Source organism: Cupriavidus pauculus (assembly GCF_008693385.1).
Lineage (GTDB): Bacteria > Pseudomonadota > Gammaproteobacteria > Burkholderiales > Burkholderiaceae > Cupriavidus > Cupriavidus pauculus_D.
In genome coordinates this window covers 1,540,197-1,557,655 of record NZ_CP044065.1, presented here as the reverse complement: position 1 = coordinate 1,557,655, position 17,459 = coordinate 1,540,197, and the positions used below count along the sequence as shown (strand labels likewise).

18 protein-coding genes are annotated in these 17,459 nt (G+C 66.7%); 7 read left to right on the top strand and 11 right to left on the bottom strand.

Features of this window, described 5'->3' with window-relative positions:
• Nucleotides 1-137: 137 nt before the first annotated feature.
• From FOB72_RS07120 to FOB72_RS07105, 4 genes are read left to right on the top strand one after another with little or no spacing between them, the layout of a single operon-like run.
• Nucleotides 138-1,337 (top strand): CaiB/BaiF CoA transferase family protein, encoded by a 1,200-nt coding sequence (locus FOB72_RS07120; protein WP_150371885.1) that lies wholly within the window; start codon nucleotides 138-140, stop codon nucleotides 1,335-1,337.
• Between the two features lie 9 nt (nucleotides 1,338-1,346).
• Nucleotides 1,347-2,285 carry a hydroxymethylglutaryl-CoA lyase gene (locus FOB72_RS07115; protein WP_150371884.1) on the top strand — a complete coding sequence of 313 codons (939 nt, stop codon included), beginning with the start codon at nucleotides 1,347-1,349 and terminating at the stop codon, nucleotides 2,283-2,285.
• A gap of 59 nt (nucleotides 2,286-2,344) precedes the next feature.
• Nucleotides 2,345-3,316, top strand: a complete 972-nt coding sequence (locus tag FOB72_RS07110; RefSeq protein WP_150371883.1) for a Bug family tripartite tricarboxylate transporter substrate binding protein — start codon at nucleotides 2,345-2,347, stop codon at nucleotides 3,314-3,316.
• Nucleotides 3,317-3,342: 26 nt separating this feature from the next.
• Nucleotides 3,343-4,323, top strand: a complete 981-nt coding sequence (locus tag FOB72_RS07105; protein ID WP_150371882.1) for a Bug family tripartite tricarboxylate transporter substrate binding protein — start codon at nucleotides 3,343-3,345, stop codon at nucleotides 4,321-4,323.
• A 33-nt stretch (nucleotides 4,324-4,356) separates the two neighbouring features.
• On the opposite strand, the gene FOB72_RS07100 is transcribed toward FOB72_RS07105, so the two are convergent.
• The 9 genes from FOB72_RS07100 to FOB72_RS07060 form a co-directional block, all read right to left on the bottom strand.
• The gene (locus FOB72_RS07100; protein ID WP_150371881.1) at nucleotides 4,357-5,304 is read right to left on the bottom strand and encodes a HEAT repeat domain-containing protein; all 948 of its coding nucleotides are present in this window, start codon (nucleotides 5,302-5,304) and stop codon (nucleotides 4,357-4,359) included.
• 11 nt (nucleotides 5,305-5,315) lie between these two features.
• Complete coding sequence (locus tag FOB72_RS07095) at nucleotides 5,316-6,191, bottom strand: ABC transporter ATP-binding protein (RefSeq protein ID WP_150371880.1); 876 nt, start codon at nucleotides 6,189-6,191, stop codon at nucleotides 5,316-5,318.
• Nucleotides 6,188-7,051: an ABC transporter permease gene (locus FOB72_RS07090; protein WP_150371879.1), complete on the bottom strand. Its 864-nt coding sequence runs from the start codon at nucleotides 7,049-7,051 to the stop codon at nucleotides 6,188-6,190. The genes FOB72_RS07095 and FOB72_RS07090 overlap by 4 nt, the downstream gene beginning before the upstream one ends.
• Nucleotides 7,052-7,060: 9 nt before the next feature.
• Nucleotides 7,061-8,488 (bottom strand): ABC transporter substrate-binding protein, encoded by a 1,428-nt coding sequence (locus FOB72_RS07085; protein ID WP_150371878.1) that lies wholly within the window; start codon nucleotides 8,486-8,488, stop codon nucleotides 7,061-7,063.
• 65 nt (nucleotides 8,489-8,553) lie between these two features.
• Nucleotides 8,554-8,799 (bottom strand): ferredoxin family protein, encoded by a 246-nt coding sequence (locus tag FOB72_RS07080; RefSeq protein WP_150371877.1) that lies wholly within the window; start codon nucleotides 8,797-8,799, stop codon nucleotides 8,554-8,556.
• An 18-nt stretch (nucleotides 8,800-8,817) separates the two neighbouring features.
• Entirely contained in the window at nucleotides 8,818-10,533 is a 1,716-nt protein-coding gene (locus FOB72_RS07075) for a fumarate reductase/succinate dehydrogenase flavoprotein subunit (protein ID WP_150371876.1), read from the bottom strand.
• A gap of 158 nt (nucleotides 10,534-10,691) precedes the next feature.
• On the bottom strand, nucleotides 10,692-11,471 hold the full coding sequence (locus tag FOB72_RS07070; RefSeq protein ID WP_150371875.1) for a GntR family transcriptional regulator: 780 nt from the start codon (nucleotides 11,469-11,471) through the stop codon (nucleotides 10,692-10,694).
• An 85-nt stretch (nucleotides 11,472-11,556) separates the two neighbouring features.
• Nucleotides 11,557-12,474: a hypothetical protein gene (locus FOB72_RS07065; RefSeq protein WP_150371874.1), complete on the bottom strand. Its 918-nt coding sequence runs from the start codon at nucleotides 12,472-12,474 to the stop codon at nucleotides 11,557-11,559.
• Nucleotides 12,475-12,547: 73 nt separating this feature from the next.
• Nucleotides 12,548-13,195 carry a hypothetical protein gene (locus FOB72_RS07060; protein ID WP_150371873.1) on the bottom strand — a complete coding sequence of 216 codons (648 nt, stop codon included), beginning with the start codon at nucleotides 13,193-13,195 and terminating at the stop codon, nucleotides 12,548-12,550.
• 104 nt (nucleotides 13,196-13,299) lie between these two features.
• Here FOB72_RS07060 and FOB72_RS07055 point away from each other — a divergent pair, with 104 nt between their 5' ends.
• On the top strand, nucleotides 13,300-14,250 hold the full coding sequence (locus tag FOB72_RS07055; protein WP_150371872.1) for a GlxA family transcriptional regulator: 951 nt from the start codon (nucleotides 13,300-13,302) through the stop codon (nucleotides 14,248-14,250).
• Here FOB72_RS07055 and FOB72_RS07050 read toward each other — a convergent pair.
• Nucleotides 14,215-14,613 (bottom strand): hypothetical protein, encoded by a 399-nt coding sequence (locus tag FOB72_RS07050; protein ID WP_150371871.1) that lies wholly within the window; start codon nucleotides 14,611-14,613, stop codon nucleotides 14,215-14,217. The genes FOB72_RS07055 and FOB72_RS07050 overlap by 36 nt on opposite strands.
• Nucleotides 14,614-14,713: 100 nt before the next feature.
• Nucleotides 14,714-15,625: a LysR substrate-binding domain-containing protein gene (locus FOB72_RS07045; RefSeq protein ID WP_150371870.1), complete on the bottom strand. Its 912-nt coding sequence runs from the start codon at nucleotides 15,623-15,625 to the stop codon at nucleotides 14,714-14,716.
• Nucleotides 15,626-15,826: 201 nt separating this feature from the next.
• On the opposite strand from FOB72_RS07045, the gene FOB72_RS07040 reads away from it, so the two are divergent.
• Nucleotides 15,827-16,777, top strand: coding sequence for a ring-cleaving dioxygenase (locus tag FOB72_RS07040; RefSeq protein WP_150371869.1), 951 nt, complete (start codon nucleotides 15,827-15,829; stop codon nucleotides 16,775-16,777).
• Between the two features lie 27 nt (nucleotides 16,778-16,804).
• Nucleotides 16,805-17,431: an NAD(P)H:quinone oxidoreductase gene (gene wrbA, locus FOB72_RS07035; protein WP_150371868.1), complete on the top strand. Its 627-nt coding sequence runs from the start codon at nucleotides 16,805-16,807 to the stop codon at nucleotides 17,429-17,431.
• Nucleotides 17,432-17,459 lie beyond the last annotated feature (28 nt).

Here is a 17,459-nt window from a genome sequence, read left to right as displayed (position 1 = left end):
GGTTGCGCCATTGTTTCATGAAACGTCTCATGCAACGTCGCATCGATCGATGCGAAAGAAAAAACGCTTAAAAATCAATGCGCTTTGCCATGGCATGCAGGTTGCGATAGGTGTCTCAACCATACATGGAGGAGACGATGCAGGCGCTTGAACACATCACCGTACTGGACCTGACCCATATGCTGTCCGGCCCATACGGAACCATGCTGCTCGCCGATCTCGGCGCGCGAACCATCAAGGTGGAGCCGCCGGGCGCGGGCGAGGGTACGCGCAAGCTGCTGGCGGACAGCGACGATTACGCGCGCGACGGCATGGGGGCGTACTTCCTCACGCTGAACCGGAACAAGGAAAGCGTCTGCGTGGACCTGAAGAGCGAGGCGGGCCGCGCGGTCTTTCTCGATCTGGTCCGCCGCGCCGACGTGGTGTTCGACAACTTCAGCGCCGGCGTGACCACGCGCCTCGGTATCGACTACGCCACGCTCTCCGAGATCAACCCGCGCATCATCACGTGCTCGGTCACGGGCTTCGGCCAGACGGGCCCGGACACGCAGCATCCCGCGTTCGACCAGGTCGTCCAGGCCATGGGCGGCGGCATGTCCATCACGGGCATGAGCGATGGCTCGCCCGTGCGCAGCGGCATTCCCATCGGCGATCTCGGCGGCGGCATCTTCGGCGCCATCGGCGTGCTCGCGGCATTGAGCGCGCGCGAGCAGACCGGGCGTGGGCAACACGTCGATATCTCGATGCTCGACGCGCAGATCTCGATGCTCAACTACATGGCGACCATGCACCTGATGTCGGGCCATGTGCCGGACCGGATCGGCAATAGCCACTTCGTGCACGTGCCGTACAACACGTATCCGACGCGCGACGGCTATATCGTCATCGCGTGTATCGGCGACGCGTTCTTCGAGCGCTTTCTGAGCGTGATCGAGCATCCGGACCTGCGCCGCCCCGAATACGCGCGGCAGCCGGGCCGCTATGCGGACAAGGCGCATATCGACGGCATCATCGCCGATGAACTGCGTCAGGAATCGTCGGCGTACTGGCTGGACAAGCTGCGCCAGGCGCGCATCCCGTGCAGTCCCGTCAACGATTTTGCGCAGGCGCTCAACGACCGCCAGGTCCGCGCGCGCGACATGGTGCGCGAGGTCACGCTCAAGACCGGCGAAACCATCGGCATGCCGGGCAACCCCGTCAAGCTGTCGGCCGTGGCCGAGCCTGCCTATACGTGTCCGCCTTCGCTGGGCGAGCATACCGAGTCCGTGCTGCGCGACTGGCTCGGCTATGACGCGGGCCGCGTGGAGGCGCTGCGCGCCGACGGCGCGATCGGCTGAGGAGACATCATGGCAACCACCGATCGCATCGTCATTACCGACGTCTCGCCGCGAGACGGCCTGCAGAACCAGGCCATCCACGTGTCCACCGACGACAAGCTCGAACTCGTCCGGCGGCTCGCCGCCGCGGGCGTGCCGAGCGTCGAGGTCACCAGCTTCGTCTCGCCGAAAGCCGTGCCGCAGATGGCCGACGCGGCCGACCTCGTCCCGCGGCTGAACAGCGCGCTGCCCGGCTTGCAGACCTCCGCGCTGGTGCCCAACCTCAAGGGCCTCGAACGTGCCCATGCGGCCGGCGCGCGCGAGATCGCCGTGGTGCTGTCGGCCACGCGCACGATGAACGAACGCAATATCAACATGGACCTCGACGCGGCCACCGAGGTCAGCGAGCGCACGTTGATCGAGGCGCGGCGCCTTGGCCTGCGCACGCGTGCCTATGTCGCCGTGGCGTTCGAATGCCCGTTCGAGGGCGACGTGCCGCTGGACGTCGTGCTGCGCCTGTCCGGACGCATGCAGGCGGCCGGTGCCGATCGCATCGTCATCGCGGACACCATCGGTGCCGCCGCTCCGGGCGCGGTCAAGATCCGCATGAACGAACTGGTGGCATCGATCGGTGCCGATCGGCTGGCCGTGCACTTCCACGATACGCGCGGACTCGGTGCCGCCAATGCATGGGCCGCGCTGGAAGCCGGCATTCGGCATTTCGATGCGAGCGTGGGCGGTATCGGCGGCTGTCCGTTCGCGCCCGGCGCGGCCGGCAATCTCGCCACGGAAGACCTCGTGCTGATGGCGGAGCGCAGCGGATTCGCCACGGGCATCGATCTGCGCGGGCTGCTCGATGCCGTGGCGTTTGCCGAATCGGTCCTCGGGCGACCGCTCGGCGGCCGATCGATCGCCTGGCTGCGCAGGCACTACGCGAAGGAAGCGGAACGCAACAGGGAGGCCGCATAACCCTGAACGACCGCCGTACCCCAAACACCGAACACAACGACAACATTCCGGAGACAGACATGCTGCATCGCAGTTGGATTCGTATTGCCCTTTTCGTATTGTCGCTGGGCCTGCCTGGCGCCATGCTGCCCGCGCAGGCCGCCGGCAAATGGCCGGAAAAGCCCGTCACGCTAATCGTTCCCTATGCGCCTGGCGGCGGCACCGATATCGTCAGCCGCCTCGTCGCGCAGAAACTTTCCGAACTATGGGGCCAGTCGGTCGTGGTGGAAAACCGCCCCGGCGCCAACGGCGTCATCGGCACGAGCCACGTCGCGAAGTCCTCGGCCGACGGCTACACGCTGATGATGGTCGTGGGTTCGCATGCGATCAACCCGGTGCTGATGAAGAGCATGCCGTACGACACCGCGGCCGCGTTTACACCGATCACGCGGCTCGCCATCTCGCCGATGGTGCTCGTCGTGTCGAAGAAGAGCCCGTACAAGAATCTGAAAGACCTCGTCGAGGCCGCGCGCAAGCAGCCGCTCGGCGTTGGGTATTCGGAAGGGACGACGCGCCTGACCGGCGAACTGTTCCGCCAGATCGGCCAGCTGCAGACGGTTTCGGTGCCGTACAAGGGCGGCGCGCAGATCATGGTCGATGTCATCGGCGGCCATCTGGACATGGGCTTTACGAGCGTGCTGACCGCGATGCCGCATGTGCAGGGCGGCAATCTGCGCGTGATCGGCGTGGCCGCGGACGAGCGCATGTCGATCTTCCCCGACGCCATGACGTTCAAGGAAGCGGGCCTCACGGGTGTGGAATCGCTGAACTGGTATGGCCTGTTCGGACCGAAGGGCATGCCGCAACAGGTCGTGAACCAGATCAATGCGGACCTGCGCCGCGTGACGTCGGACCCCGCGGTTGCCAAGCAGATGCACGACCAGGGCGCGAACGTCGTGCTCACGCCGCCGGCGCAGTTCAACGAATTCATCGTATCGGAGACGCGAAAGTGGGCGGCCGTCGCGCAACGCGGCGGGATTCAGCCTGAATAAGCTGCAAACAACAATAAGGGGGAGACATGATGCAACGACGTCAGATGATGTTGGCCATGGCCGCCATGGCGGCGGCTATGGGGACAGCCGTGCCCGCGCACGCGCAGAGCTATCCCGCGCGGCCGATACGGCTGATCGTGCCGTTCGCGCCGGGCGGGGTCGCGGACACGAGCGCGCGCGTGGTGGCGGACCGGCTGGGGCAGCGGCTCGGACAATCGGTCGTGGTGGAGAACAAGCCGGGCGCGTCGGGCAATATCGGCACGCAGCAGGTCGCGCTGTCGGAGCCCGATGGCTATACGCTCCTGCTCGGCTTCGACGGCACGATGGTCATCAATCCGCATGTCTATGCGAAGGTGCCGTTCGACACGCTCAAGGATTTCGCGCCGATCAGCAAGATCGGTGACGCGGCGCTGATTCTCGTGGCCAATCCGGGCGTGCCGGCCAGGAACCTGAAAGACCTCGTCGCGTACTCGAAGACGCTGCCCGATGGACTGTCGTACGGCAGCGCGGGCACCGGTAGCACGCCACACCTTGCCGGTGAACTGCTCAAGGCGCGCACGGGCATCAAGATGACGCACGTGCCGTACAAGGGCGGCGGACAGGCGATGGGCGACCTCGTCGGCGGCAATCTGCCGGTGCTGTACACGGCCGTGGCCGGCGCGCATCAGTTCGTGAAGAACGGCAAGGCCACCGCGATCGCGGTCTCGTCGGCCACGCGCGTGCCGTCGCTGCCCGACGTGCCGACGATGATCGAATCCGGCATCGCCAATATTGAGGTGAACTCGTGGGTGGGACTGTTCGCCCCGGCGAAGACGCCCGCGCCGATCGTCGACAAGCTGCAGAAGACGCTCAACGCCGTGGTCAGCGAACCGGAGACCCGCGATCGGCTGCTGACGCTCGGCATCGTGCCGTCAGGCAACACGCCGGCCGAGTTCCGCAAGCAGGTGGATGCCGATCTGCGCATGTACGGCGATATCGTGAAGCAGGCGAATATTCACGTGGATTGACGCCAATCCGGCGCGGCCGGCAGCGGGGCCCGCCTAGGCGGCCGACACCCGTTCGCGAATCTGCGCGATGGCGATGCGCGCGGATTTGCGCACCTCGGGATCGCCATCGCCCAGCGCGGCCTCGAGCACCGCGAGGATGGCCGTGTCACGCGCTTCGGCCAGTTCGCCCAGCGCGAGCGCGGCCTCCTTGCGCACGTTGCTGAGCGGAAACGCGAGCAGACCCGCCACCACCGTCGCACTGGCCCGCTCGCCGAGCCGGCCCAGCGCCCGCGCGGCCTGCAGCGTGACCTGCCAGTATTCGTCGTCGAGCGCGGCCTCGAGCCCCGCGCGCGCGGCACGCAGCCGCAGCTTGCCAAGGGTCACGGCCGCTTCCTCGCGCACCTGCCAGTGCGCATCGCGCAGCGCGCCGAGCAGCGGTGGCAGCACGCTATCGTCGTGGGCAAAGCCGAGCGCGCCGATCGCGGCGCGCCGCACATCGGCATCGCTGTCGCCGCCCGCGAGCGCGGACAGCGCGGGCAGGGATGGCTCGTGACGCAGCCAGCCAAGCACGCCCACGGCCTCGCGCCGCACCGCGGATACAGGATCGGCCAACGCGCCCTGCGCGGCCGCAATGCTCTCCGGCAATCGCAACTCGCGCAATGCACGCAGCAGCGCCGCGCGCGCGAACGCATCGGTCCCGGCCAGACGCGCGAGCAACAGATGCCCGAGCGCGGGGTCCTTGAGCGCGGAGAGGCTGTCCGCCGCCGCCTGGCGCGTTGCCGCGTCGGCGTCGCCGAGCGCATCGCACAGGGCGGCAACGGCCGCCGGTGCTTCCCATGCGGCCAGATGTTCGGCGGCCGTGCGCCGCACGCCGGCATCGGCATCGCGCCGCAGCGCGGCGGCGACCTCTGGCAGCAGCGCTTCGTCCTCGCTTTCGGTGGCATCGATAACGGCAAGACGCCGTACGGCGGGATCGGCAGCGGCAAAGCGGGGGTCGGTCATGGTCACGGAGATCAGAAGCTGGAAACGGAAGAAGAGGGGGGCGATGCGCGGCCGTCGCCAAGCGGGCTCAGCCGGGCCGCGGGTAAGGCGGGCTCGCGATGGCGCAGCAGCGCGAGCAGATGCCGCTTGAGCTCGATGAACGCGGGCTCGGTCACGAGGTCTCGCGTCTCGCTGCGCTCGCGCGGCCGCGCAAACGGGACGCGCAGATCCTCGATGATCGTGCCGGGGCCCGGGCTCATCACGACGATGCGGTCCGCGAGGAACAGCGCCTCGTCGATATCGTGCGTGACGAACACGACCGTGGGCCGATAGTCGCCCCAGACGTCGAGCAGCAGCGCCTGCATCATGGCGCGCGTCTGCGCGTCCAGCGCGCCGAACGGTTCATCCATCAGCAGGATGCGCGGACCCCCGATCATCACGCGGGCGATTTCCGCGCGCTGCTGCATGCCGCCCGACAACTGCGACGGATAGCGATCGGCGAAATCGGCAAGGCCCACGCGGCCGAGCAAGGCCGCGCTGCGGCGGCGACGTTCCTCGCGGCCCACGCCGCGCATCTTGAGTCCGAATGCCACGTTGTCGATCGTCCGGCGCCACGGGAACAGCGTGTGGTGCTGGAATACCATGCCACGTTCGGGATGCGGGCCGTCGATCGGCGTGCCATCCAGCGTGGCGCGTCCCGCGGCGGGCGCGATATGCCCGGCCAGCACGCCCAGCAGCGTGGACTTGCCGCAGCCGGACGGGCCGAGCACGCAGACGAATTCGCCGGGCGCGATCGACAGGCTGACATCGCGAACCGCCGTGAAGCGTTGCGCGCCGGAGCCCAGCGCGATGGAAAGGCCGTCGAGCGCCACGGCACCCTGGCGCGCGTCATGCGTGGGGCCGCTCATCGCGCGCTCCCCGATACCGCCAGCCAGGGCGTGACGAGCCGGCCCGCCACGCGCACCAGCGCGCTGCTGCCCATGCCGAGCAGGCCGATCAGCAGCATGCCGACGACGATGTCGGGATAGCGCTGCACGGTGTACGACTCCCACGTGTAGTACCCGATGCCGAACTGGCCCGAGATCATTTCCGCGGTGACGAGGCAGAACCACGACGTGCCCATGCCGATGGCGAGTCCGGTCACGATGCCCTGTGCGGCGCCGGGCAGCACGACTTCGCGCAGGACGGACCATTGGCCGGCACCCAGGCTGCGCGCCGAGGCGACGAGGCGCGGGTCCACCGACTCGGCGCCATGAATGGCCCCGAGCAGGATCGGAAAGAATGCGCCCGTGAACGTGATGAAGATCATCGACACCTCGGATGACGGAAACATCAGGATCGCAAGCGGAATCCAAGCGACGGCCGGAATGGGCCGCAATACCTCGAGCGGCGGCAACAGGCCGAGCCGTATCCACGTGGAGCGGCCGATCAGCAGGCCGGCGAGCGTGCCGAGCACGGCCGCCGACAGGTATCCCCAGCCGACCCGCGAGAGGCTGCTGCCCAGATGGCGCAGCAGCTTCGGGGACTGCAGCAGCGTCCAGGCGGCCTCGAATGTTTCGGACGGTGTCGGCACGTTCTCGAACGTGACCACGCCGAAGTGCAGCCGGTAGCGAGTCGCGACGTGCCACCCCAGCAGGCACAGCGCGAGCGACGCGATCTGCAGCGCGAGGCGGGCCGGGCGAATGCGCCGCGCGGCAACCGCGGGCGTGGCCGTGGCGGACGGCGCGCCGGAGCTGCCGGAGGTGCCAGGCAGGGCGTGGCTCGTCATCGTGCCCTCCTAGCGTGCCGCGAGTGCAGACGGTTGCCGCGCCGCCGCGTAATCGATGACCTGGCCACCGTGCTGGCTGGCCCATGCCTGCGCGCGCGCCTTCAGCAGGAACGCGTTGAGGCGGCCCTCGCCATCGCGTGTGAACCATGCCTGGTTGCCGAGCAGCTTGATGCCGGACTCTCTGTCCTGTGCGTAGAACGCGCGGACTTCCTTCCCGTCGCGCTGCAACGCGCCCAGCGCCTGCACCGCGGCTTCGGGCGACGCGTAGCTGCGCACGCGCGCTTCGCCCTTGACCCACACCTGTGCCACGCGGTCGAAGTGGTCGATGCGCTTGCCGGTGGCCGCATCGTTCGCCTTGAGCGGCAGTTGTGCGTAGTCGCGCAGCGCGGCGTCGTAGTCGAGCTTCTCCGCCTTGAACGCGGCGCGCACAAAGCTGTCGTCGATAAATGCGTTGACGTCGAGGTCCCCATCGGCGCGCTTGAGCAGCTTGAGCGTGTCGAACGAGGTCTGCACGGCCTTGCGGTACTCGGGCTTCCACGTCAGGTCCCGCGTCTGCAGGCCGAGCGGACCATGGAACAGGTAGTTGACTTCGGGCTCGACGCCCGTCACTTTCGCGATCAGCTCGCTGTACTTCTCGGGCTCGGCGGCCAGCAGCCGGTTGGCCTCGATGGTCGCGCGCAGGTACGCCACCACGACCTCAGGATACTTCTGCGCGAATTCCTTCTGTACGAGCGTACCGTGGAACGTGGGCGTCTGCGTCTGTGCCCCGTCGAGGATCTTGCGCGCAAAGCCGCGATACGGGAACAGCTCGGCAAACGGCACGAAGTCCGCATGCGCGTCGATCTTGCGTGCCTGCAGCGCTGGGCCCGCCACTTCCGGGGCCTGCGTGATGATGTTGACGTCGCGCTCGGGGTCCCATCCCTGTGCCGCGATGGCGCGCAGCAGCATGCCGTGGGCCGTGGAGGCGAACGGCACGGAAATGGTCTTGCCCTTGAGGTCCGCGAGCGATTGCGCCGGCGAATCGCTGGGCACGACGATGCCGTTGCCGCTACCAAGCGTGCTGCCCGACAGCACATTGATGAAGATGCTGCCCTTGCCGGCCTTCTGGTTCGCGACGCCGTTCAGCACGCCCGGAAACTCGGCCATCGAGCCGAAGTCGAGCTTGCCGGCCAGCATCTCGTTCGTGATTGGCGCCCCGCTCGTGAAGTTCTTCCACTGCACGTCATAGACCGCATCCTTGTACTTGCCGTCACGAGGCAGGTACTTCTCGAGCAGCTTGAGTTCGCGCACGAGCAACCCGCCGCTGGCGGTGTTGATCGTCGTGTCCTGGGTGCCGAGTGCCACGCGAATCGTTTCCGCATGGGCAACCGGCAGCGTCAGCGTGAGGAGCAGCGCGACGCGCAGGGGAAGGGTAAGGGGAAGGGGCAGCGCTTTCATTTTGCGTTCCTTGAAGTCGATGGGTGCGGGGGCATTGGGAAATCGGTACGGTGCACGCAGCGGAATCACCGCAACAGATATGGAATGTCGACGTGCACGGCGCCGGTCGGGCAATCGCGCTCGCAGGGCATGCAATACCAGCACTCGTCGAACTTCATGAACGCCTTGCCGGTGACCGGATCCACCGCAAGCAGATCCATCGGGCAGACGTCGATGCAGACCGTGCAGCCCTTGTCGGCTATGCACTTGTCTTCGTCGATCGTCACGGGAACGGCGGTGCGCGTCTGCGCGTCGCGGGGTACGAGGGCCATGGTTGGATTCCTTGTGAGCTAGGCCGCGACCCGCAGGCGCGAGTAGGCGGTGCGTTCGTTCGCGTCGAGCGGCACGAGGTACGGTTCGACGGGGCGCTTGAACGACGTCATCGCGCCGTCTTCGCCCTTCTTCAGATGCGTATGGCAGAACCATTCCTCGTCATTGCGTACGGGATGGTCGATGCGGTAGTGGTACAGGCCCCAGCGGCTCTCCGTGCGGAACAGCGACGCGCGCGCCGCCATTTCCGCGCAGTCGAGAATCACGGAGACCTCGGCCGCGCGCATCAGCTCGTGCGGATTGGCGGCCGACAACTGCGCGACGTCCTCCCGGATTTCGGCAAAGCGCTGCAGCCCGATCTCCATGCGCCGCGTGACCTTCGGCGGCTGCAGGTAGTCGTTCACGAAGCGTCGCAGCTTGTACTCGACCTGCGAGGGCGGCAGGCCGTGCGCGCGATGCAACGGCGCATGCACGCGTGTGCGTTCGGCTTCGACCTGCGCGCGATCGATGGCGGGCAGGGCGCCGCCACTGGCACGCTCGGCGGCCTGCTCGCCGGCGAACCAGCCGTAGGTGAACGCACCGAGCATGTAGTTGTGCGGTACCGCGGCCATGTCGCCCGCGGCGTACAGCCCCGGCACGGACGTCGCCGCATGCTCGTTCACCCACACGCCCGAAGCGCTATGGCCGCTGCAGAAGCCGATCTCCGAGATATGCATCTCGATCATGCGCTTGCGGTAATCGTTGCCGCGCCGCGCGTGGAAGCGCCCGCGGCTCGGACGCTCGTTCGTATGCAGGATCGTCTCGATGTTCTGTATCGTTTCTTCCGCGAGGTGATCGAGCTTGAGGAACACTGGCCCATTTCCGCTCTGGAGTTCCTGATAGAACTCCCACATCATCTGGCCGCTCCAGTAATCGCACTCGATGAACCGTTCGCCCTTGCCGTTCGCGGTATAGCCGCCCAGCGGGCCCGTGACGTACGCGCACGCGGGACCGTTGTAGTCCTTGATCAGCGGATTGATCTGGAAGCATTCGAGGTTGGCCAGTTCGGCCCCCGCGTGATAGGCCATGGCGTACCCGTCGCCGGCATTGGTCGGGTTCTCGTACGTGCCCATCAGGTAGCCCGATGCGGGCAGGCCGAGGCGGCCCGCGGCGCCGCAGCAGAGGATGACCGCTTTTGCGCGTATCACGTGGAAATCCGCGGTACGGCAGTCGAACCCCATCACGCCCGCGGCCTCGCCGGCGGGGCCCGTCAGCAGCCGCGTGGCGACGATCCGGTTGGTGACCTCGACACGTGCGCGCTTCAGTTGCCGATAGAGCACCTTCTTGACGTCGTGGCCTTCCGGCATCGGCAGTACATAGGCGCCCATGTGATGGACCTTGCGGACGGCGTAGTCGCCCGTTTCGTCGCGCTCGAACTTCACGCCCCAGCGGTCGAGTTCCTCGATCGTGCGGAAGCTGTGCCGCGCGTACGCGAGCACGGTGGCCTGGTTCACGATGCCGTCGTTGGCGACCGTGATCTCCTTCGTGTACTGCTCCGGCGTCGCGTGGCCGGGGATCACGGCGTTGTTCAGGCCGTCCATCCCCATGGAGATGGCGCCGCTGCGCTTGACGTGCGCCTTGTCGAGCAGCAGCACGCGCAGCGCCGGATTGCGCTGCTTGGCCTTGATCGCCGCCATGGGGCCGGCCGTGCCGCCGCCGATGACGACGATGTCGTAGTCGAGTTCGTGTGTCTGCATGGTCCTGTGGGGATCAACTTGTTATAACAAGTAGGACCAGATTGTAGGAGTGCGGCGTCGCGGCACCAATGAATGGTTTCGCGCTTGCTTGTGCGCGGCGCGCATATGCGCCGTGAGCGGTGTCGCCTGGGTGTCGCCTGGATGTCGCCCGACGGTGCCTACGCGGTGCCCGCGCGGCGCGCGCGCGTGCGCTGGCGGTCGATGCGCAGCCGGTACTGGAACGTATCGCCGCGGAAGTACAGGTACTCGAAGTCGATGGGGCGGCCGGCGCTATCGTGCGTCAGCCGCTCGATGCGCAGCAGCGGCGCGCCCTCGGTGGTTTCCAGCGCGCGCGCCAGCGCCTTGTCGGCCAGGACTGCGTCGATCGCGAGGTCTGCGGCGCCCAGCGGCAGCGCGCAGTCGTTCTCGAGAATCAGGAAGATATCGCGCGTGACGAGGTCCGCGCGCTGAAGCTGGCGGCCGATCGGCTCGGGCAGATACGTGACCTCGTAGGACACGGGCGCGCGGTTCAGCAGCCGGACCCGATGAATCTCCGTTACCGGCTCGCCTTCGCCGATCTCCAGCCGGTGCGCGACGGCGGCCGTCGCGGGAACGATATCGAACGACACGACGCGATTGACGATCTCGTGCCCCATGCGCGACATCGCTTCCGCGAAGCCTTCCAGCGACGTCACGTTCTGGAACGCCTTGGGCTGCGAAACGAACGAGCCCTTGCCATGCTTCTTGAAGATCAGGCCTTCGCGCTCGAGGTGCCCGAGTGCCTGGCGCACCGTGATGCGGCTGACGCCGAAGCGTTCCTGGAGTTCGCTCTCCGATGGCATCTGGCTGCGCGGCGGATGGCTGCCGTCGAGAATGCGCGCGCGCAGTTCGTCGCGAATGCGGATATAGAGCGGCGTGGAATCGTCGTCGGTCGGGGGAGCGGTGCGGGTCGCGGGCATGAGTGGAGGACGGAGCGCGCCGTATTATAGGGCAGGGTGTACGTCATAGGCGTGTATGCGTACAGGCGCCTGCCGCCACGCAAGGTCATCGAGGCACGTACAGGCCGTCCTTCTCCGACCAGCGATAGGTCTTCCGCCAGGATCCCTTGCGCTCGCGCAGTTGCAGCTCCCTGTAGCCCGCGGTGGCGCGGTCCGAGACGACGAGCACATTGCTGCCGTCGGTGACGTCGTGATTGCGTGTGCCGTCCTTGTTCCAGTCTCCGGCAATCATCTTCATGAAGGACATCGGCGCGGCAAATACGGCGCGCAGCGTCTTGCCGTCCTGCATGAACAGGTAGAGCGCCTCGAACGAGGCGCCGCCACCGGCGTAGCCTTCGCTCCAGCCCGCGCGCACGCCGAATGCGGGGTGGCCTTCGCCGAGCTTGTAGGCGGCGAGGTCGAAGCGCAGCCACGATTCGGGCGGGCCGCCGCCGTCGTCAACGGCTTGCGGGGCGTCGAGGTTCGATCCGTTCCAGTCGGTCGGCGTCCGGACCGGTGCCGTCGTGCGCGCGATCAGCGTCGGTTCCTCGCCCGCCGCGCGCGCGAAGATCGCGAACCATGTTTCGGTCGAATCGGTACGGCACTGGTCTTTCCAGTACTTGCGCTCGTTCGTGGCGCGCTCCGGTGTTTCGGCGAGGCATGCCACGGCGACATACCGGTCGGGCTGTCCAGGCCATGGCTTGACGCCGGCGAGCACCAGCGCGGCGGGGTTCGCGCCGGGCACCATCTGGCGCACCAACTGCGCCGCCGTGAAGCCTTCCGGCAATTGCGTGCCGAAGCCGTCCGCCTGCGGTGTACCGCGAATCTCCCGATCGAACACGGCGCGCCCTTCGGGCGTGGTCAGCTTGCCGGGGACCTTGTCGATCGACGTTGCCGTGCCTGCGGCGAACGCGGGCGTGGATAGCGCGATCAGGGACGCGGCGGCCAGCGCAAGCCGCGCGGGACCGGATAGGGACGATGACATGGGCTTCGGCTCGGAATCGGGACACCCGCGATGCTAGCCCAAAACAGGTGTTCCGCCACGGGTCGGCCGAAGCTCAGGGCGCGCGGTCCCAGACAAACGCGAGCGGCGGCTGGCCGGGTGCGGTATTGCCGTGCAGTATCCGTGCGCCGTGCACGCGAAGCACGGCGCCGAGCACGGCCAGCTCGGCCGGCGCTATCATCGCGGCGCAGGTTCCGAGACCGGTGCGTGTTCTGGCCGCACGGTCCAACGAGACGATGGCGTGCGCATTCGTGGCCTCCAGCCGGAGATGCAAGGCATCGCCCGCATCCGGACCTGCCAGCAGGGAAGCGGCGGCATGAAGGCTGCGGACCAGCACCTGCCGCAGTTGCCAGGCATTGCCGAGAATCTCCACCGGTTCCGGCGGCAATGCGAGCCGCAGCGGTGTGCAGGACCGCGCGAGCAAGGGTCGCCATTCGGCGGCCGTCTCTTCCAGCAGCGCGCGCAGATCGAATGCAGCCGGCGGCATGGCGACGGGCGCCAGATGGACCAGCGCGTGGAGCAGGTCCGTAAGCAGTCGCGTGTGAGCGGCGATGTCGGTCAGACACTGCCGCGCCTCGTCGATGGCGGGGCGGTCGCCATCGAGCCAACGCTGACCTGCCGCGGCCAGCAGCGTGAGCGAGGTCAGGGGAGGGGTCGTATCGTGCAGAAGCGACAGCCCCAGTTCGTGTAGCGATGCGGTCATGGGTAATAACCTCGGGCATGTCGAGCACCCATGATCGGTGAAATGCAGGATTTACACGCGACATTTATAATCCGCTTCTCGGACATGTAGCGCGCGGTGGAAAGATGCATCGGATTGGGTATTTGCTGACGGAAGGCTTTCAGGTGATGGCCCTGGGCACGCAGTCGGTGTTCGAGTTCGCCAACGTCGTCGCGCGCGAGCCCGTCTATCAGGTTACCAATTACTCGATGGCTGGCGGCGAGGTGCGCTCGTCGGTCGGCGCGTCGGTCGGCACGCTGCCGGCGAATATCGACGATGCCGACACCTGGATGATCAGCGGGATCGTCGATCCGACCGGACGCCCCACGCATCCGGACGAAGCGGCATTTATCCATGAAGCGTCGGTTCGCGCGCGCCGCGTGGTCGGCATGTGCACGGGCGCCTTCGCGCTCGGCGATGCGGGCGTGCTCGACAACCGGCGCGCCACCACGCACTGGGCCTTCGCGGAGGCATTGAAGCAGCGCTGCCCGCTGGCGAAAGTGGACGCCGACCGCATTTTCATCGTCGATGGCGCGATCTGGACCTCGGCCGGCCTGACGGCCGCGATGGACCTCGCGCTCGGCATCGTCGAGAAGGACCTCGGTCACGAGGTCGCGAACCGGGTGGCCCACGTGCTCGTCATGCACCACCGCCGCGCGGGCGGGCAAACGCAGCATTCGGAGATGCTCAAGCTTGCACCGAAGTCGGACAAGGTGCAGGTCGCGCTCGAGTTCGTGCGCCAGAACCTCGGCAAGCCGCTACGGGTTGCCGATCTCGCACATGCCGCGCACCTGAGCACGCGGCAGTTCCAGCGCGTGTTCCAGGCGGAGACCGGCGAGTCGCCGGCGCGGGCGATCGAGCGCATCCGTATCGAGACGGCCCGCAATCTCGTGGAACGGGGCCGCCATTCGCTCGAAGTGATTGCCCGCGAGACGGGGTTCCGGGACCGGGGCCATCTGCGCGAGGCCTTCCAGCGCGCCTTTGGCGAGTCTCCGCAAACGCTACGCCGCGACGCGCGCGCGGCGGCGGCGGGCTGACGGCGCCACGGCGCGCGTGATGGCGCGCGTCACGCCGGTCGGATTCCACGCGGGCGACAATACCGCGAGCGCGTGCTCGTGGAAGGTCTGCCGCAGATGCAGATCGACGAATTCGCTGACCGAGTCATAGGAGAACTTGCGCGCGGTGCGGATAAGCTTGTCCGGCTGGAACGACGCCTGCTGCCAGTCGCGATCGTGGATCAGCAGGTAGGGCGGGATATCGCGGCGGGTCTCGCGCAGCGACTGGATGCCCGTATCGATGCGGGCGAGGCACGCCCAGTCCTGCGGCAGCGCGCGAATCAGATGCACTTCCTGCACGCTATCGGATCCGGCCGAGCCGATGAGAAAGCGGTGGAACATCATGAAGAATCTCCGGCGGGATGCGTTACCCCGATGATTTCCCGGTTCGAGGTCCATGCATATCCGTCGCCGTCCTACGGCGCTGCCGGACGTTATTACCGCGCTAGCTCCGGTCGAATGCCGTCACCTTCGGCAACACCACCGCCAGATAATCCACGAGCGTACGTACGGCGGGCAGCAGCCCGGTACGGTAAGGAATCAACGCCGTGATGCGCGCGTCGGCGGCAATCCATTCCGGCAGGACCTGCCGTAGCTCGCCGGCCTTGAGCTCGGCCTGGCAGATATAGCCCGGCAAAGCCGCGATGCCGATATTCGCGCACGCGGCCTCCTTCAGCGAGATCAGGCTGTTGCTCTGAAAGCGCGGGTCCACGGGAATCGACACCGTGCGCTTGTCGGGACCCTGCAGATTCCATTGCTGTGCGCCCTTGCCCGACAGGGCGATCGTCGCATGCGCGGCGATTTCCTCCGGCGTGCGGGGTGCGGGCATCCGCTGCAGATACTCCGCGCCCGCGAACAGGTACCACGGCGCACGCGCCAGCGGATGCTGCACGAGGTTGGAGTCCTGCAACTGCCCCGTATGGCCGCGAATCGCGAGGTCGAAGCCGTCGCCCACGATATCGAGCACCCGATCGGTCGCGGTCTCCACGATCCTGACCTTGGGATTGTCGGACAGGAACGTCGGCAATACATGGCGTAGCGCGAACTGGGCGATCTCCGCAGCTGTCGTCACGCGGATCACGCCACTCGGTTCCGCGAGCCGCTGCCGCATCGCCTCCTCGGCCACCTCCGCGCTGCGCAGCAGCGCCATCGCGTACTGATAGAACTCCATGCCGACCTCGGTCATCGCGAACTGGCGCGAGGTCCGGTTGATCAGCCGCACGCCGAGCGAGGCTTCAAGTTCCTTCACGCGATGGCTGAGCGTGGATTTCGGCAGGCGAAGCATCTCGCCGGCCGAAGTGAAGCCACCGCGGTCGACGACCTGCACGAAGAAGTAGACGTCCTTCAGATCCAGCATGGCTTTTATGGGAGTGGATGAACCGATCTTACTTCACGCGCGCGCGGGACGCATCGGGAAAAACCTTGGTCGATCGTTCGGCTTTCCCGAACCGTGCGTACACGTTCCGATGCTTCCCAAATACACACCAGTGCTTAAGCTGTTGCAAAGGAGAGAGCCCGGTGGCTGTCTCTGTGCGACGTACTCAATGTGGAGAAGACAATGTCGATAATCAAGGGATTCCACCACCTGACTGCGGGCGTCCGGCATGCCCAGGAGGACGTGGATTTCTACGTGAAGCTGCTCGGCCAGAGCCTCGTCAAGAAGACCGTGTTGCTCGATGGCGAGGACCCGATCTATCACCTCTACTACGGCAATGCCAACGGCGATGCCGGTACCCTGGTCACGTCGTTCCCGTTCCGCCAGCGCGGCGTGATGGCGCGCCCCGGTTCGGGGCAGGTGCGCGTGATCAACTACTCGGTCCCGCGCGGCTCCCTCGAGTTCTGGCGCCACCGCTTCGATGCCATGAACATCCGCTACGACGCCGATATCGTCGAGCGCTTCGACGAGCGGCGCCAGCGCTTCTACCATCCGTGCGGCATCGAGTTCGACCTCGTCGAGACCGATCTCGACAAGCGTCCGGCCTGCGTGGAGAACAACGTGCCGCAGGCGTACGCGGTGCGCGGCGTGCACAGCATCACGCTGTCGCTGCGCGAGGTCGCCGAGTCCGTGCGATTCATGAGCGAGGCCATCGGCTTTCGCCTGGCGGGCGAGTCGGGCCCGTACTACCGCTTCGAGACCCACACGGGCGGCCCCGGCATGGTCGTCGAGTTCTTTCACGAACCGGACCGCCTGCAGGGCTCCTCCGTCTATGGCGAAGGCACGATCCACCATGTGGCGTTCGCCGTGGACAGCGAGGCGGAGCAGATGACGCTCAAGGACAAGTTCATGGGGCTCGGCTACATCGACACGTCGGAGTCCGTGAACCGCAACTACTTCCGTTCGATGTACTTCAAGATGCCCGGCGGGGTGATTTTCGAAGCGGCCACGACCGATATCGGCTTCGCGATCGACGAGCCGCCCGGCCACTTCGGCGAGGAATTCCAGCTGCCGCCGTGGCTCGCCGAACGCAAGGACGAACTGCTGTCCCGCCTCGAACCCATTGCCGTATAACCCCTTTCTGGTGCGTTGGAAATTGATATGTCGAAAACGAAAGTACTAATCCCGTTCTATTCGCGTAACCACTCGACGGAGGCGCTTGCCAGAGCCGTCGCGGAGGGCGCGCTGGCGGCGGGCGCGGAGGTGCGCCTGCGGCGCGTGCGCGAGCTCGTCGGCCCCGAGGTCATGCGGCAGGTGCCGGGCTGGCTCGAGAATGCCACGGCGATGAACGCAAAATACGAAGCGCCGACCGAGGCCGATGTCGAATGGGCCGATGCGATCGTGTTCGGCACGCCCACGCGCTTCGGATCCATATCTTCGGAATTGAAGGCCTTTATCGACGGACTCGGCGGACTGTGGTTCCAGGGGAAGCTCAACGGCAAGATCGGATCGGTGTTCGGCTCGACGTCGTCGATGCACGGGGGCAACGAATCGACGCTGTTGTCGATTTACGCGCCGATGGCCCATCTGGGTCTGATCATCGTGCCGCTCGGCTATGCCGATGCCGCGATGTTCAAGGCCGGCACCCCGTATGGCGCCACGCACGTGTCGCGTCAGGATTCGTTGATGCCCGACGAGGACCAGCTTGCGGTGGCGCGCTTCCAGGGCCGCCGGGTCGCGGAAGTCGCGCGCTCGCTGCATGGCGCGCCGGAGGCGGTCGCCGCCTGATTGCGCTGGCCTATGAAGAAGGGGCGCC

Bases quoted from the DNA above. Each gene is read 5' to 3' on its own strand.
- FOB72_RS07120 (WP_150371885.1), top strand. From the start codon at position 138: ATGCAGGCGCTTGAACACATCACCGTACTGGACCTGACCCATATGCTG.
- FOB72_RS07115 (WP_150371884.1), top strand. From the start codon at position 1,347: ATGGCAACCACCGATCGCATCGTCATTACCGACGTCTCGCCGCGAGAC.
- FOB72_RS07110 (WP_150371883.1), top strand. From the start codon at position 2,345: ATGCTGCATCGCAGTTGGATTCGTATTGCCCTTTTCGTATTGTCGCTG.
- FOB72_RS07105 (WP_150371882.1), top strand. From the start codon at position 3,343: ATGATGCAACGACGTCAGATGATGTTGGCCATGGCCGCCATGGCGGCG.
- FOB72_RS07100 (WP_150371881.1), bottom strand. From the start codon at position 5,304: ATGACCGACCCCCGCTTTGCCGCTGCCGATCCCGCCGTACGGCGTCTT.
- FOB72_RS07095 (WP_150371880.1), bottom strand. From the start codon at position 6,191: ATGAGCGGCCCCACGCATGACGCGCGCCAGGGTGCCGTGGCGCTCGAC.
- FOB72_RS07090 (WP_150371879.1), bottom strand. From the start codon at position 7,051: ATGACGAGCCACGCCCTGCCTGGCACCTCCGGCAGCTCCGGCGCGCCG.
- FOB72_RS07085 (WP_150371878.1), bottom strand. From the start codon at position 8,488: ATGAAAGCGCTGCCCCTTCCCCTTACCCTTCCCCTGCGCGTCGCGCTG.
- FOB72_RS07080 (WP_150371877.1), bottom strand. From the start codon at position 8,799: ATGGCCCTCGTACCCCGCGACGCGCAGACGCGCACCGCCGTTCCCGTG.
- FOB72_RS07075 (WP_150371876.1), bottom strand. From the start codon at position 10,533: ATGCAGACACACGAACTCGACTACGACATCGTCGTCATCGGCGGCGGC.
- FOB72_RS07070 (WP_150371875.1), bottom strand. From the start codon at position 11,471: ATGCCCGCGACCCGCACCGCTCCCCCGACCGACGACGATTCCACGCCG.
- FOB72_RS07065 (WP_150371874.1), bottom strand. From the start codon at position 12,474: ATGTCATCGTCCCTATCCGGTCCCGCGCGGCTTGCGCTGGCCGCCGCG.
- FOB72_RS07060 (WP_150371873.1), bottom strand. From the start codon at position 13,195: ATGACCGCATCGCTACACGAACTGGGGCTGTCGCTTCTGCACGATACG.
- FOB72_RS07055 (WP_150371872.1), top strand. From the start codon at position 13,300: ATGCATCGGATTGGGTATTTGCTGACGGAAGGCTTTCAGGTGATGGCC.
- FOB72_RS07050 (WP_150371871.1), bottom strand. From the start codon at position 14,613: ATGATGTTCCACCGCTTTCTCATCGGCTCGGCCGGATCCGATAGCGTG.
- FOB72_RS07045 (WP_150371870.1), bottom strand. From the start codon at position 15,625: ATGCTGGATCTGAAGGACGTCTACTTCTTCGTGCAGGTCGTCGACCGC.
- FOB72_RS07040 (WP_150371869.1), top strand. From the start codon at position 15,827: ATGTCGATAATCAAGGGATTCCACCACCTGACTGCGGGCGTCCGGCAT.
- wrbA (WP_150371868.1), top strand. From the start codon at position 16,805: ATGTCGAAAACGAAAGTACTAATCCCGTTCTATTCGCGTAACCACTCG.